Here is a 14,742-nt window from a genome sequence, read left to right as displayed (position 1 = left end):
TGGACCGTGCGGAACGGACCGTCAGCCGTCCGTGGCGGCGGTCGCCGCGGCGGCCGTTGCCGGAGCGGCCTCCAGCTCCCAGGCGTGCCGCTTGAACTCCCGCTGGTAGTCCGGGTGATCCTCCCACTGGCGGGCGATCCCGCGCAGGACGTCCCAGTTGTGCTCCAGCGACTGGTCGATGATCCCGCGCAGCGCCGCGTCGGCCGCGGCCCGCTGCGCGATGATCCCCTTGATGGCCGAGGCGCCGAGCACCGCGTTGCGCAGGGCACGCAGTGCGCGGGACTTGTCGTCCATGCCCCAGCCGTGGTCGCTGCCCTCCTGCGGGTCGAACAGCGGCGTCAGCCGCGCCTCGATGAACGCGGTGATCCGCTCGAAGTGCTGTACGTCCACGCGGGACTCCCTCTCTCGGTTCTCGGTTCTCGGTGCTCCATCATCCGTCAGGTACCGGCCCGCCCGGTCACCGGCCCCGGTGCCGCCGGCCGGGTCAGCGCACGCCGTAGCGCGCGCTGACGCCGTCGAGGATGAGCTGGAGGCCCTCCTCGAAGTGGGCGTCGTACTCCTCGAAGAGGTGCGTGCCGGCCGCCGCCGAGAGCGGGAACTCCGCGAGCCGCTCGCCGCGCTCGGCCACGTCGTAGCCCTCGCGCCGCTCGCCGCGGACGGGGTGGACGCCCTGCTCCTCGGTCACGAAGCCGAGGGTGTACGAGAACGTCGTCGCCAGCGTCCGCACCGCCTGGTCGAGTCCGAAGCCGGCCGCGAGCAGGGCCCGGAGCTGGATCTCGGAGTGCTCGGCGTGGTCGGTGCCGGTGAACCGCGAGCCGCTGAAGACCCGGGCACCGTCCCGGTAGGAGAGCAGGGAGTGCCGCAGGCTGCGGTTGGCGACGAGGAGCCGGTCCCGCCAGGGGAGGGCCGGGGCGGACGGGCCCGGGTCCAGGGTGGAGAGGGACTCCGGGGCGTCCCGCGCCATCCGCCGGTACATCTCCGTCGCCATCTCGTCGATGAGCTCCTGCTTGTTCTTGAAGTGCCAGTACAGGGCCGGCGCCTTCACGTCCAGCTCGGTCGCGATCGCGCGCAGCGTCAGCTTCTCCAGGCCGGTCTCGTTGAGCAGCCGCAGGGCCGCCTCGGCGACGGTGGTGCGGCTCAGTGGCGGGACGCGGGGCGGCGTTCGGTCGGGCGTGGGGGTCATCGCCTGCCTCTTCTCGGGGTCCGCTTCTCAGGTCCGCGGGGGTTCCGCTTCTCGGGGCTTGACAGCTTAACAACGTTAAAGGCATCCTCGTTTCACGGCCTCCTTAACGACGTTAAGGAGAGGTGGTCGCAGGGTGCGGCCACGGGGACGGAACGGGGGAAGACGATGAGCGCGTACGCGGCGCAGGACCAGGCACGAGGCGAGGCGCAGGACCAGGCGCACGGCAGCGAGACGGACGTCCTGATCGTGGGGGCGGGGCCGACCGGCCTCGTGCTCGCCTGCGACCTGGCGCGGCGCGGGGTCCGCGCCCTGGTGGTGGAGCGGGCGCCGGGACTGTTCCCCGGCTCGCGCGGCAAGGGCATCCAGCCGCGCACCCTGGAGGTCTTCGAGGACCTGGGCGTCCTCGACGAGGTCCTGCGCTGGGGTGGTCCGGCCCCGACGGGCATGGCGTGGCGGGACGGGGTGCGGCTCGGCGAGCACCCCGTACTCGAGCAGGGCGAGCCCACCGAGCAGGAGCCGTACGCCAGCCCCTGGATGCTGCCGCAGTGGCGGACGCAGGAGATCCTGCTCGCCCGGCTGCGCGAGCTGGGCGGCCACGTGCGCTTCGGCACCGAACTGACCGACCTGGCCCAGGACTCCGAAGGCGTCACGGCCACGCTCGCGCCGGCCCCCGGCGGCCCGGCGGGCGCCGAGGGTCCGGTGGAGGTCCGCGCCCGGTACGTGGCCGGGGCCGACGGCGGCCGGTCGACGGTGCGCCGTCTGACCGGCATCAAGATGACCGGGGAGCGCGTGGACGACTCGCCGCTCGTCGTCGCCGACGTCGTCGTGGACGCCCTCGACCGGGACCACTGGCACGTCTTCCCGCCCTCCGAGGACGGCACCCGGGGATTCGCGGCGCTGTGCCCGCTCCCGCACACGGAAGAGTTCCAGTTCGTCGCCCAGTACTCCGAGGCGCGCCCCGAGCTGACCGCGGACGACGTGCGCGCCCTCGTGGCCGAACTGACGCACCTGCGCGCCGAGGACGTCACCGAGGTCCGCTGGGCCTCCGACTTCACGGTGAACGCCGCCATGGCCGACCGCTTCCGCGAAGGGCGGGTCTTCCTGGCCGGCGACGCCGCCCACATCCACTCCCCGGCAGGCGGGCAGGGGCTCAACACCAGCGTGCAGGACGCGTACAACCTGGGCTGGAAGCTCGCGGCCGTACTGCGCGACGGCGCGCCGGAGGACCTGCTCGACACCTACGAGGAGGAACGGCTGCCCAACGCCGCCGAGATGCTGGGCCTGTCCACGCGCATCCACCGCGGCCAAGCCAAGCGCGGGGCCGCCACCCGCCAGCTGGGCCTGCACCACCGGTACTCCTCGCTCACCCGCGAGAGCCGGACCGGGCTGCCCGACGAGGCGCTGACCGCGGGCGACCGCGCCCCCGACGGCCGGCGCGACGGCACACGGCTCTTCGACCTCTTCCGCGGCCCGCACTTCACGCTGCTCGCCGTCGACACCGAGCTGCCCGGGCACCTGCCGCCGCTCCCGCAGCTGCGCACGGCGCGCATAGGGGCGTACGAGGCCTACGGCCGGGGCCTGTTCCTGATCCGCCCGGACGGTTACATCGCCTGCGCCGCCCAGGACGCGGTGGCCGCGCCGGAGGACTGGGCGGCCCCTTTCACCGGACCGGTGGCCCCGGCGGTGTCGGGCGCCTGACGTCGGGCCGGTGGCCCCGGACGGCCCACGCCCGTGCGGTGAGCGCGACCGTTCCGTCGGGCCCGACGTCCACGGCCCGGCGGAAGGCGTCGCGCAAACGGTCGCGGGCGGCCGGGCCGAGCCCCGCGACGTACGCGGGTGCGGGGCCCTGACCGGCGAGGAACGGCTCCCACAGGTCGGCGAAGCCGGCGAAGCGGGTGGGCACCTCGACCGGGGCGACGCGGACGTCCGTGAGCCCCGCCCGCACCCACAGGGCGCGCAGCGGCTCGGGTCGGCACACGGGGAAGCGGCGGCCCTCGTCCAGTGCGGCGGCCGCCGGATCCAGCGCGGCGGCCGTGTCCCAGAAGCGGCGCAGGAAGCCCATGCCCTCGGCGTAGTCCCACACGTACGCCGCGACCAGGCCGCCGTGCCGCACCGCCCGGGTCACCTCGGCCACCGCGGCCCGTGCGTCCGGCAGGAAGTTGAGCGCCAGCCCGCTCACGGCCGCATCGCAGACCCCGTCGCGCAGCGGCAGGGCCGACGCATCGGCCACCGCGAAGCACGCCGCGGCGGGGGCGGCGGCAGCGGCGGCCGCCACGAAGCCGGGGGAGCGGTCCAGCCCCAGCACCAGCCGCGGCCGGCACCGGTCGACCACGGCTGCCGTCAGCGCCCCGGTACCGCACCCCACGTCGAGCCAACGCAGCCCCTCCTCGGCGCCGAGCCACTCCACGAAGGCCCGCGCCACCGGCCGGCTCCAGCGGCCCATGTACCGCTCGTAGGCGCCACCGGCCGCCCACATGTCCGGGGACCGCTCCGACGTCATGGGACGGGGTGGGGGGTGCGGGCCAGCAGCAGGGCGACGTCGTCCTGCGCGGCGGTCGGGAGGAGCCGGACCAGGATGCTTTCGCACACCTCGTCGAGGGGCCGGTCCAGGTCCTGCAGGGCGTCGGCGAGCCGGGCCATGCCCTGGTCGAGGTCCCGTTCGCGGGACTCGATCAGCCCGTCCGTGTACAGGGCGAGCACGCTGCCCGGCGGGAGCGCGAACCGCTCGGTGCGGAACTCGCGCCCGCCGGTGCCCAGCGGGGTGCCCGCCGGTCCGTCGAGGAAGGTGACCCCGCCCCCGGGCAGGACCACCGCCGGCGGGGGGTGCCCGGCGCGGGCGAGCACGCACTCGCCCGTCGCCGGGTCGTGGACGGCGTAGACGCACGTGGCCATCTCGTCCTCGCCCAGGTCCGCCACCACCTCGTCGAGGGAGCGCAGCATGTGCTCGGGCGGGATGTCGTGCCGGGCCAGGGTGCGCACCGCCGTGCGCAACTGCCCCATCACGGCGGCCGCGTGGATCCCGTGGCCCATCACGTCGCCGATCACCAGACCGGTCCGCCCGCCGGACAGGCGGATCGCGTCGTACCAGTCGCCGCCCACGTCGTGGTCGCTGGCCGGGAGGTAGCGGCCCGTCAGCTCCAGGCCCGGCACCTCGGGCAGCGGGTTGTTCGTCAGGCTGCGCTGGAGGGTGAGGGCCGCCTCCCGCTGGCTCATGTACAGGCGGGCGTTGTCGATGTTGAGGGCGGCCCGGGCCACCACCTCGTCCATCAGCACGCAGTCCTGCTCGTCGAAGGGCTCGCGCCCCTTCAGCCGGGTCACCGACACCGCGCCCAGCACCTTGCCCCGCGCCACGAGCGGGATCAGGCGCGCCGAGCCGACGGCGGCCCCGAGGTAGCGGCGAAGCGATTCTGCACGGGTGCCCTTGATGAGGGCCGGGACGTCCGACGTGTACAGGTTCATGGCCCGGCCGTCGGTGATGACCTGCTCGTACACCGAGCCGAGCGGGATCTGGAAGGTCTGCCCCACCGCCAGCTTCGCCGTCGGCGCGGTCGGGTCGGGGAAGGCGGCCGCCAGCCGGCGCAGCAGCCCGTGCGGGGCGCTCGCGTCGTCCGGGGCCAACACCGTCTCCAGGATCTGCACGTCGGCGGAGTCGGCCAACCGGGGGACCAGCACCTCCACGATCTCCTCGGCGGTCTGCCGCAGGTCCAGCGTCGTACCGATGCGCTCCCCGGCCTCGGCCAGCACCGCGAACCGGCGCCGGGCCCGCTCGGCCTCGACCAGGGCCCGCTGACCGTCGGTGATGTCGATGAGCGAGGCGATCAGGCCGAGCCGCCGCCCCGCCCCGTCCCGCAACGGGGCGTACGAGCACGACCAGGTCCGGTCGTGGTCGGGGTCGGCCGGGGTGCGGCCGGTGCGGCGGGCGTCCAGCACCGCCTCCCCCCGGTCCAGCACCCGCTGCATCATGGCCTCCAGCGCGGCGGCGTTCACGCCCGGCACCACCTCGGTGAGCCGCCGCCCCATGTGCTGGGCGGCGGGTACGCCGTTCATCCGGGCCAGCGCGTCGTTGACGCGCAGGAAGCGCAGGTCGGGGCCCAGCGTGGCGAGCCCGATGGGCGACTGGGTGAACAGGCTCTCCAGCGCCGCCAGGGAGTCGCGCATCCGCAGCACCTGGGAGGTCTCCACCGCGATCAGCATCGCGCCCGGCCGGCCCCGGGGGTCGGCGGCCGGCAGGATCCACATCTCCATCGTCACGGGGTGCCCGTCGCGGTGCTGCACCGACAGGGTGCCGCCCACCGTCTCCCCGGAGTGCACGCGCCGCGTCAGGTCCTCGGCGAGACCCCAGTTGCCCCGCGGGACGAGCACCTCCGCGGCCGGCTTCCCGAGCACCGCGCCGGGCCGGTATCCGAGCAGGTCCTGCGCGGCCAGCGACCACTCCACGATGCGTCCGTCCGCGTCCTCCCGCCACAGGGCCATGGGCAGGAGCTCGCGGAGCACCCCCGCGTACCCGACCGCCGTGAGGGGCTGATCCGGACTCTCGCTCGTCGACTGGTAAGTGTCCAATGCATCGACCTAACCCCGGGGGGTGCAGTTCTACCGAAAACCCTAGCCGAGGCCCGGCCACGCTGCGCCACCGTGCCCGTCCGCCGCACCTCCGGCAGCGTGGCGGACGGGACCGCCGGGCCGGTCAGCAGGCCTTGCGGACGTACCCGGTGCGCCCGACGGGCCGCAGGTCGACGTTGCGCTGTACGACGGACAGCCGGCCGCCCCAGGTCGCGCAGGTCTTCTTGAAGTCCCGCGCGCGGTACTCGATCACGAAGACCCGGTTGCCGTACGCCGCCGTGTACGCCCCGCACTCGTCGTAGCGGCCGCACTCCTCGGCCACGGCGAAGTCGAAGCCGATGCGCCGGCCTTGCGGAGCCAGCTCGGAGGTGTTCTTCTGGCCGATCGCCAGTCCCCGGGCGTGCGAGCGGGCGGCCAGCAGCCGGGCGAAGGCCACGTTGTCGCTCTTGCGCAGCAGGCCCTTGGAGCGCTCGTAGGAGTCGAGGTTGTCCGGTTCCACGGCCTTGAAGCCGTGCTTGGCGCAGCCGTCGATCCACCGCCCCACGACCGCCGCCAGCCGGGTCCGCTTGGCGGCGGTGCGCGTGTCGAGGAGGACCTCGTTCCAGTCCTCGTCGACCACGGGCCGGCCGTGCGCGTCCTTCAGCAGCAGGTCCGGGTGGTTGCGCTGCCACCAGCGGAGCTCGTTCGGCTGGGCCTGGTAGCCGTTGACGTAGCAGATCGTGTAGGCCCCCGACACCGGCCGGTCCGACCGGTCGCGGGAGAGCACCCTGACCCCGGCCGCCGGACGGTACGCGCCGCCGAGCTGGTAGTCGAACGGTGCGTTGCCGGGCGGCATCGGGATCCGCACGGCGGCGGCCACCGGGCCGGCGGCACCGGCCCCCTGGGCCCCGGGGGAGGCCGCGCCCGTGTCGGAGGACGCGCCACCCGTACCGGCCCCCGCCACCGGCCGGCGGTCGGCGGCGGCCGCCAGCGGCTCCGCCCGCCCGCCGTCGTCGGAACCGCCGTCAGCGGAGTTGAGGTACGGCAGCCCCGCCAGCAGTCCGCCGGCGGCGCCGAGCGCGAGGCCGTACCGCGCGACGCGGCGCTTGAGGGACGGGGTGCGGGCTTCGGCCACGGGCTTGCTCCTCGGCACTGGGCTCTTCCACGAGAGCGACGAGCCCGGCGGACGGGCCGGGCCGAGGCGATCACATCATAGGCCTGCCCCACCCCGCGCCCGAACCCGTCAACCGCCGCCCGACAGCATGACTTCGGCCACGTCCGCCCACCGGAACGGCACTGTGCGCCGGGGGCGTACCGCCCCGTCCACGCGCCCCCGGGGCGCGCCTATGCACCCGCCAGGGGGTTCGGGAGCGCCGCCCACACGTCGCCCGTACCCGGCGGGCCGAGGCGCATCAGGGTCAGGGCCTTCGCCGGCAGCGGCTGGGTGCGCAGAGCCGCCGCGTCCGGGCCGTCCGGGACGGTCGCCAGGGCCGCCTCCAGCAGCGCGCCGAGCGTCTGCGCGTCCCCCGCCAACGGCCCGAGCGCCCCCGTGACCAGCGACCCGAACAACTTCGCCCGCAGCGCCACGGGGTCGTCGGTGCGCTGCCGCTCCGTGAGCGCCGGCACCGCGATGCCGTGCCGCGCCAGCCGTTCCGGGCTGATGCGGGTGTCGGCCACGTCCCGGTACACCAGCCGCCGCGGCTCGCCCCGGGCGTCCAGCACCACCAGCAGGTTCTGCCCGTGCGCCTCCAGCGCCAGCCCCAGCTCCAGCAACCGCAGCCCGACGCCGACCACCAGCTCCGCGTAGCCCGTCAGCCACTCCAGCCGCCGCCCGGCCGGCACCACGGCTCCCAGACTCCCCACCGGCACCACCGACTCGCCCGCCGCCCGGTCCGCGTACCGGTCCGGCGACTCGCGCAACACCGCGGCCAGGTCGGGAGCCGGCGCCCCCACCGCGCCCAGCGTGCGCGTGATGTGCAGCCGCCCGGCGAGCGGGCCGTCCAGCCGCGCCGCCAGGCCCTCGACGAAGTCCGACAGCACCGCCGCGTTCGCCACCGAGTACGCCGAGATGTCCCGCACCGACGAGGTCAACCGTGCGCTGAGCGCCGTCTTCACGTCCACCCCGGGCCCCAGCTCCGACGCCTGCGCGTGCAGCGTGCGCAGCGCCATCAGCGGCCGCGCGGGCAACGCCGGGCCCCGTACCGGTCCGGGCAGCACGTGCGCCGCCTGCCAGGGATGCACCGGCACCAGGACCGCCGGGCCGTCCCGCAGCGCGTCCGGCCACGTGCCCGTCACCGCGGCCTCCCGCGCCGCCACCAGCGGCAGCCGCACCACCGGCCGGTGCTCGGGCGCGTAGGCCAACTGCTCGGCGGCCGTGAACCCCGGCCGCGACCGGCAGCCCGGGTGGTACGGATGCCCGTCCACCACCCGCTGCTCCCACTCCCACGAGGCCCCGGGCCGGCCCGCCGCGACCGGCGCCGTCCGGGACAGCGCCAACGACGCCGCGCTGCCGTCCAACTCGGCCGCGAAACCCTCGCCGTACGGCACCCCCAGCGCGTGCAGCAGGCGCGCCGGATGCGCGTACGCCGCCCTGTCGAGCTCCACCGCCTTCAGCGCGGTGCCGGTCGCCCACGGGTCCTGCACCGGCCCGTACAACCGCCGCCCGTCGGCCAGCCGCAGCACCAGCCCGTCGCGCACCGGCTCGCGCCCGGTCACCCACGGCACCGGTTCGTGTACGAGTCCCCGCCACAGCCGGCCGAGCACCGATGCCCGGGCCCCCGGCAGCGCGGCCGCGTACGGGGCCACCAAATCGGGGCGCACCACCTGCAGTTCGTCGGCGAGGGCGACTTCGGCGGCGGTCTGGAACACTGGTCCTCCTGGAACGCACGGGGGTGCGAGGGTACCCATACTGATCTCTGATGAACGCGATTCCCGTCACCGCCGACCCGACCACCGCTCCGACCGCCGACGCGCTGGCCGTCATACCGCTGCTGAACTGCCTGCTCAGGGAGCTCGCCGACCCGGTCACGGACCGGCCCGCCGACCTCCTCGACCAGGCCCCGCCCGGCCCGCGCACCTACCGGCTGCGCGCGGGCGGCGACCTGCTGCGCGTCCGCGGCCGGCACCGGCCGCACCACCCCGAACTGTGGTCCGGCCAGGGCTGGCGGCGGCTGCACCACCCCGACCTCGTCGACCTCGTGACGCGGGAGATGGTCCTGACCACGGGCCGATCCAACGACGCCCTCGCCGACGAGATGGCCGAAAGCCACGAGGCCGTGGCCGCCATCCTCGCCGCCCGCGCCCGCACCGAGGCGCCCGCCGACGCCTGGCTGCGCTCCGAGCAGGCCCTGGTCACCGGCCATCCCTTCCACCCCGCCCCCAAGGCGCGCGGCGGCGGCCCGGCCGACGGCTGGCTGCGCTACGCCCCCGAGGCGCACGCCCGGTTCCCCCTCGTCCTGCTCGGCGTCCGCGAGGACGCCCTCGTCGAGGAGGGCGACACCAGCGCCCTCGACGCCCTCGGCCGGGCCCCCGCCGGCTACCGCGTCCTGCCCGCCCACCCCTGGCAGCTGGCCCTCACCGCCCACCTGCCAGAACTGCGGGCGGCGTTCGACGACGGGCGGCTCGTCAGGCTCGGCGAGACGCCCTGGCCGGTGCACCCCACCGCCTCGGTCCGGACCGTGCACCTGCCCGGCCGCCGCCCGGCCGGCCACGACGAGGACCTGTTCCTGAAGTTCAGCCTCGACGTCCGCATCACCAACGACGTCCGCCGCCTGTGGCGCCACGACCTGCTGCGCCTGCTGCGCACCGACCGGGCGGTGGCCGCCGCCTTCGCCCCCGGCGCCGACCGCCCGGGCGCCGCGTGGATGAGGGACCGCGGCTACCGCACCGTCGACGGCCTCTTCGAGGCCTGCGCGGTGCTCGTCCGCGACGGCCTGGACCGGCACCTGCGGCCCGGTACCACCGCGCTGCTCCCGGCCGCGCTCGCCGAGGGGTTCGAGGGCAACCCCCTGGACCGGCTGGCCGACCCGCGGCCGTGGTGGGCGGCGTACCTGCGGTGCGTGGTGCCGCCGGTGCTGGACGCGTTCGCCCGGTACGGCCTGGTCCTCGAGTGCCACCTGCAGAACACCCTGGTCGCGGTGGACGGCGCGGGCACCCCCGTGCAGGCGGTCTTCCGCGACCCCGAGGGCGTCAAGCACCTGCCCGAGGTGGGGCGCGAGGCCGGCTGGGAGCGGTTGGTGTACTGCCTGGTCGTCAACCACCTCGCGGAGATCGCCGGGGCCCTCGTCGAGCGCTTCCCCGGCGCCGCCCCCGCCCTGTGGCCCGCCGTGCGCCGGGAGTTCGAGGCGTACGCGGACCGGCGTGCACTCCCCGAGGTCGCGGACCTGCTCGCCTGGCCCACCCTGCCCGGCAAGGCGAACCTCCTGCTGCGCTGGACCGACGCCGACGGCGCCGCCTCCCGCTACCTCCCGCTGCCGAACCCCCTGCTCGAGCCCCGCGTCTGAGCCCCAGGCCCGAGCCCCTGGCCGGCCGGGCGGCCGCCGCCGCCCGCCCGGGCCGGCCGGGCTCAGGTCATCGGCCGCAGCACGGGGGCGCCGTGTGCGGCGGCGTACGCCGCCCCCGCGCCCGGGTCCGCGGCCGCCGCCTCCCCGGCCCGGCCGGACAGCGCGCTGCCGGCCCGCCACGCCGCCCAGCTCAGGTTCCAGTCCCCGAAGCCGTTGTCGAAGGGCGTCATCGCCGCGCCCCCGCTGTTGACCACGGTGACGATGTCCCCCTCCCGCACCGTGTCGAAGAACCAGTGCGCGTCGTCGGTGCTCATGCCGGTGCACCCGTGGCTGACGTTCTCCTGGCCCTGCGCCTCGACCGACCACGGCGCGGCGTGCACGTACTCGCCGCTCCACGTCACGCGCGTGGCCCACTCCACGGGCAGGTCGTAGAACTCCTGGGTGCCGCGCCGGATGCCCACGCTGTCGCCGCGCATCCGCACCTTCGGCTCCTTCTTGAGCACGACCTTGATGCCGCTGCGGGTGCGGAAGCCGGGCTTGCCGGTGGTCACCGGCAGGGTCCGCAGCCGCACGCCGTTGCGGCGTACGGTCATGCGGTGCGTGCGCGAGTCGGTGAGCGCCTCGACCCGGTCGCCGATCAGGAGGTGGAGAGGTTCCGAGGGGCCGCCGTAGCGGCCGTCGCCGAGAGCCACGCCGTCCAGCCCCGCGCGTACGTCGACCACGGCGTGCGCGGGCCAGAAGTCCCGCGGCCGGTAGTGCAGGGTCCGCTCGTCCACCCAGTGCCAGGAGCCCTCCACCCGCGGCTGCGAGCTGACGTCCAGGGCCCGTTCCACCAGGGCCCGCCCCCGCCGGTCGGTGGCCGGGACGGCCAGGCTCAGCTCGGCGGTCAGCACCTGCCCGGCGCCGTACGTGCCGGGCCCCGGGCCGAAGTCCACGGTCAGGCGCTCACCGGCGGCTCCGGTGTCGTCCGCTCCGGCGGTGGGACCGCGGTGCTCGGGGACCTTGCCCTCCGGGGCGGTGCGGAACGCCAGCGTGACCCCGACGGCCCGCTCGTCACGGCCGCCCTGGGCCCGGACCCGGACGGCGTAGGACTCGCCGGCCCGCAGCGGGTCGGCGCTCCGCCACGTCCCGCCCGTGGGGTCGAGCACGCCGGCGATGCGCCGGCCGCGCGCGTCCTGGACGACGACGTCGGTCAGCCGGTCCGGCTCGGCCACCGCCAGCCGCAGCGGACTGGTGGCGCTGGTCAGCGGGCCGGCCGGCGGGGCCCCGGCGGCGAGGGCCGCCAGTACCTCGGCCGGCCCGGCGTCCGCGCCCTCCGGGGTGGCCCGTACCGTCTGCTGCCGCCAGCCCCCGCACGCGCCGGCGCGCAGGCTCCCGGCCTGGCAGTCGGTGGCGGTGCCGATCACGACCCGGTCCAGCAGGACCGGGACCGCGGCCGTCGGCGGTCGGACCGGGGAGGCGGCCGCCGGGGACCGCTCCGGTGCCGCCGCGGTGACCAGCAGCGCGCCGGTCACACAGGTGAGAGTGCCCCACTTCAGCCGTTGCCGTGCCTGCGACACCGTCACGCCGCCCTCCTGCGCTCGTAGCCGGTTCGCAGTATGGGCGGCGCGGGTGCACCAAATGATCATCTACTCGGCCCGCTGGGCCGTACGGGGTCGGAGAGCACCCGCACGGCCCAACGTTCCTCCGGCCGGTCGCCGGAGGCGGATCCGTCAGAAGCGGAGCGTCCAGCTGTCGATGTAGCCGGCGTTGCTGGAGTAGGGGTCGTTGGCGCGCAGGCGCCACGTGCCGTTGGCGGTCTCCGCGGAGGCGTTGACGGTCCAGATGCCGCCCACGTCGGGCATGTCCCAGCTGGTGTCGGCGAGGCTGAGCGGGTAGGAGGTCCCGTCGGGGGCGACCAGGGCGAGCTCGAGGAAGCCCCATGCCGGGAACTTGATCGAGACCGCGACCTCCAAGTCCTTCGGGGCCGCACCGGCCACGCCGCTGGCGGTGACCGGGGACAGTGCGGGGGTGTTGCCGCTGATGACGTAGTTCTTGGCGTTCGAGAAGCGCTTGCCGGCCGGCTTCAGCGGCGTGGCGCCGACGTAGAGCAGCCGGTTGTACGAGCCGGTGCCCCGGTCCCAGATCGTGCCGGTCGTCGAGTTCGCCTTGAGCGCCGCCGTCACGGTGGCCGGACTGGCGGTGCGGTGCGAGGCCAGGTACAGCGCCACCGCTCCCGCGACGTGCGGGGTGGCCATGGAGGTGCCCGACAGGGTCGTCGAGGACGTGTTGTCCCACCAGACGGCCGACGTGATGTCCGTGCCGGGCGCGAAGATGTCCACCAGCGGACCGTAGTTGGAGAAGTCCGAGCGCCGGTCGTCGCTCTGGGTGGAGCCCACGGTGATGGCGGTGCCCACCCGGGCCGGCGAGTGCTTGGAGGCGTCCTCGTTGTTGTTGCCCGCCGCGACGGCGTAGGTGATGCCCTTCGCGATCGAGTTGCGGACCGCCGTGTCGAGCGCCGGGTTGGGCAGACCGCCCAGGCTCATGTTGGCCACGGCCGGCTTGACGGCGTGCTTGGTCACCCAGTCGATGCCCGCCACCACCTGGGCGGTGGTGCCCGAACCGCTCGCGTCGAGCACGCGCACGGCGACCAGCTTGGCCTTCTTGGCCACGCCGAAGGTGGCGCCGCCCACGGTGCCCGCCACGTGCGTGCCGTGCCCCTGCTCGTCGTCGGCCGGCGTGCCCGGGGCGATCGCGTCGTAGCCCGACCTGGCGCGGCCGCCGAAGTCTCGGTGCGTGAAGTTGATGCCCGTGTCGATGATGTACGCCGTCACGCCCGAGCCGGCGGTGGTGGGGTACGTGTACTTCTTGTCCTGGCCGGGCTTGCGGCGCCGGTCGATCCGGTCCAGCCCCCACGAGGGCGGTACGGGCTGCGTGGTGTCGGCGTGGACGAGGCTGTCCTGGACGACCTGTGCCACCGCCGGGTCCGCGGCCAGCCGCCGGGCCTGCGAGGCGGTCAGCTCCGCCGCGTAGCCGTTGAGCGCCGAGTCGTAGGTCCGCGTGATCTTCCCTGAGTATCGCTCGACGACCGAACGGCCCTGCGGCGACTGCGACTTCGCGCCGGCGTCCTTGAGGATCACGAGGTATCTGCCGGGCACGGTGCCCGGCGCCCCGGCGTTGACGACGACCCCCTCGGGCGGCGGTGCCGCCTCGGCCTGGGCCGCCAGGCCCGCGGAGAGCAGCGTCGCCGCGGCGACGGCGAGCACGGCGAACCGTCGGTGCCCGGAACGGTTTTGGGCATGCATGAAGGAACTCCCCCCTGGGACCCCCTGCCGGTCCCGTGAGAGGCAAGAGTGTCTGTTCGGCCTGCCCTCCGGCAAGGGGCCTTCCGGCGAGCCGCGTCCTCAATCCACCATCCATGACGAGGAGTTGGTGCATCGAGCGCGGCGCTGACGTGCTGCGGGGCGGTCCGGCCTGTCGGCGCCGGGGCCGCCTGGTCGCACACGTGTGCCCCTGGGGGGTCCGGGCGGTCGTCTCGCCGTCCGGACGTGCGCCGGCCCAATCCGGCCGGGTCGGGCCGGGAGGTGGGCGACGGGGGAGGCGTTCATTACACTGCACGGGGTAGTGCACATGTGGTGAGGGGCAGGAGGACCGGATGGGAACGGAAGGGCTCGCTCCGGCGGGTGGGTCGCGTCGCCCGGAGAAGCGGGAGGCGATCGTACGGGCGGCGGCGCTGGTCTTCGGCCGCGAGGGCTACGCGCGCGCGAGCGTCGACACGATCGCGGCCGAGGCGGGGGTGTCGAAGCGGACCGTCTACAACCACTTCGGCGACAAGGAGACCCTGTTCCTCACGGCCTCCGTCGAGACGGCCGGTGAGCTCACCGAGCACATCGCCGCCCTCGCCGACCGGCACCTGCGCAAGGTCGTGGACGTACGCGTCGACCTGGCGGACTTCGCGGTCGACCGGGCCCGGGCGGTGCTGGCGCTCGCCGACAGCTACGCGCTGCCCCGGGCCATCCGTGCCGAGGCCGCGAACCTCCCGCCCGACGTCCTCAAGGCGTGGCTGGAGGCGGGCCCGGTGGCCTCGGTGCGCGACCTCGCCGCACACCTCGAGCGGATCGCGGGGCTCGGGCTCCTCGCCGTCGACGATCCGGTGCTCGCCGCCGAGCACTTCAACCTGCTGACCTTCAGCGGCGCCGCCGACCGCTCGTTCTGGGGGGCCGTGCCGCTGCCGGACGAGGAGCTCGTGCGGATCGCCACGGCGGGGGTGGACACCTTCCTGCGCCTGTACGGAGCCGGTGCGGCCGGCGCCTGAGGGGCCGGACCCGGTTCGGGCCGGGTGCGGCGGGGTCGGCCCCGCCGCACCCGGCCCTCCGGCCGTGATGCGCCGTCAGGTCCCGTCGGGGGCGTCCGACGGGACCCGACGTGGGGGCGCCCCGGGGGGGGGGGGGGGGCGCCCCCCCGCGGGCCCCCCCCGGGGGGGGGGGGGTGTTGTGGGGGGGGGGGGTGATGATGCGGGCCGCGCCGGGCCGGGGAGGG

General features: G+C 75.4%; 11 protein-coding genes. 3 read left to right on the top strand and 8 right to left on the bottom strand.

Annotation, left to right across the window (positions count from 1 at the left end; genetic code table 11):
* Positions 1–21: 21 nt before the first annotated feature.
* Together ACIQCH_RS17390 and ACIQCH_RS17385 are read right to left on the bottom strand one after the other, a co-directional pair.
* Entirely contained in the window at positions 22–390 is a 369-nt protein-coding gene (locus tag ACIQCH_RS17390; protein ID WP_402581652.1) for a hypothetical protein, read from the bottom strand.
* Positions 391–484: 94 nt separating this feature from the next.
* Entirely contained in the window at positions 485–1,183 is a 699-nt protein-coding gene (locus tag ACIQCH_RS17385; protein WP_402581651.1) for a TetR/AcrR family transcriptional regulator, read from the bottom strand.
* A gap of 165 nt (positions 1,184–1,348) precedes the next feature.
* Between ACIQCH_RS17385 and ACIQCH_RS17380 the strand changes: the two genes are divergently transcribed.
* A complete protein-coding gene (locus tag ACIQCH_RS17380) occupies positions 1,349–2,881 on the top strand; it encodes an FAD-dependent monooxygenase (protein WP_402581650.1) in 1,533 nt (510 codons plus the stop codon).
* Here ACIQCH_RS17380 and ACIQCH_RS17375 read toward each other — a convergent pair.
* The 4 genes from ACIQCH_RS17375 to ACIQCH_RS17360 form a co-directional block, all read right to left on the bottom strand.
* Positions 2,844–3,683 (bottom strand): class I SAM-dependent methyltransferase, encoded by an 840-nt coding sequence (locus ACIQCH_RS17375; protein ID WP_402581648.1) that lies wholly within the window; start codon positions 3,681–3,683, stop codon positions 2,844–2,846. The genes ACIQCH_RS17380 and ACIQCH_RS17375 overlap by 38 nt on opposite strands.
* Complete coding sequence (locus ACIQCH_RS17370; RefSeq protein ID WP_402581646.1) at positions 3,680–5,743, bottom strand: SpoIIE family protein phosphatase; 2,064 nt, start codon at positions 5,741–5,743, stop codon at positions 3,680–3,682. The genes ACIQCH_RS17375 and ACIQCH_RS17370 overlap by 4 nt, the downstream gene beginning before the upstream one ends.
* A 124-nt stretch (positions 5,744–5,867) precedes the next feature.
* A complete protein-coding gene (locus ACIQCH_RS17365) occupies positions 5,868–6,713 on the bottom strand; it encodes an endo alpha-1,4 polygalactosaminidase (protein ID WP_402581698.1) in 846 nt (281 codons plus the stop codon).
* Between the two features lie 353 nt (positions 6,714–7,066).
* Positions 7,067–8,590, bottom strand: coding sequence for an IucA/IucC family protein (locus tag ACIQCH_RS17360; RefSeq protein WP_402581644.1), 1,524 nt, complete (start codon positions 8,588–8,590; stop codon positions 7,067–7,069).
* Between the two features lie 50 nt (positions 8,591–8,640).
* On the opposite strand from ACIQCH_RS17360, the gene ACIQCH_RS17355 reads away from it, so the two are divergent.
* Entirely contained in the window at positions 8,641–10,224 is a 1,584-nt protein-coding gene (locus tag ACIQCH_RS17355; RefSeq protein ID WP_402581642.1) for an IucA/IucC family protein, read from the top strand.
* Positions 10,225–10,286: 62 nt separating this feature from the next.
* Here the strand turns inward: ACIQCH_RS17355 and ACIQCH_RS17350 are convergent, their stop codons facing one another.
* The gene (locus tag ACIQCH_RS17350; RefSeq protein WP_402581640.1) at positions 10,287–11,789 is read right to left on the bottom strand and encodes an Ig-like domain-containing protein; all 1,503 of its coding nucleotides are present in this window, start codon (positions 11,787–11,789) and stop codon (positions 10,287–10,289) included.
* Between the two features lie 147 nt (positions 11,790–11,936).
* The gene (locus ACIQCH_RS17345; RefSeq protein ID WP_402581638.1) at positions 11,937–13,508 is read right to left on the bottom strand and encodes a S8 family serine peptidase; all 1,572 of its coding nucleotides are present in this window, start codon (positions 13,506–13,508) and stop codon (positions 11,937–11,939) included.
* Between the two features lie 350 nt (positions 13,509–13,858).
* Between ACIQCH_RS17345 and ACIQCH_RS17340 the strand changes: the two genes are divergently transcribed.
* Positions 13,859–14,518, top strand: coding sequence for a TetR/AcrR family transcriptional regulator (locus ACIQCH_RS17340; RefSeq protein WP_402581636.1), 660 nt, complete (start codon positions 13,859–13,861; stop codon positions 14,516–14,518).
* Positions 14,519–14,742: the final 224 nt, after the last annotated feature.

The sequence above is a fragment of the Streptomyces sp. NPDC093225 genome, assembly GCF_044753805.1.
Taxonomy (GTDB): domain Bacteria; phylum Actinomycetota; class Actinomycetes; order Streptomycetales; family Streptomycetaceae; genus Streptomyces.
This window is presented reverse-complemented; position numbering and strand designations above follow the sequence as displayed.

Coding starts and splice junctions, on each gene's coding strand:
- ACIQCH_RS17385 (WP_402581651.1), bottom strand. CDS start 1,183: ATGACCCCCACGCCCGACCGAACGCCGCCCCGCGTCCCGCCACTGAGC.
- ACIQCH_RS17380 (WP_402581650.1), top strand. CDS start 1,349: ATGAGCGCGTACGCGGCGCAGGACCAGGCACGAGGCGAGGCGCAGGAC.
- ACIQCH_RS17375 (WP_402581648.1), bottom strand. CDS start 3,683: ATGACGTCGGAGCGGTCCCCGGACATGTGGGCGGCCGGTGGCGCCTAC.
- ACIQCH_RS17355 (WP_402581642.1), top strand. CDS start 8,641: ATGAACGCGATTCCCGTCACCGCCGACCCGACCACCGCTCCGACCGCC.
- ACIQCH_RS17345 (WP_402581638.1), bottom strand. CDS start 13,508: ATGCATGCCCAAAACCGTTCCGGGCACCGACGGTTCGCCGTGCTCGCC.
- ACIQCH_RS17340 (WP_402581636.1), top strand. CDS start 13,859: ATGGGAACGGAAGGGCTCGCTCCGGCGGGTGGGTCGCGTCGCCCGGAG.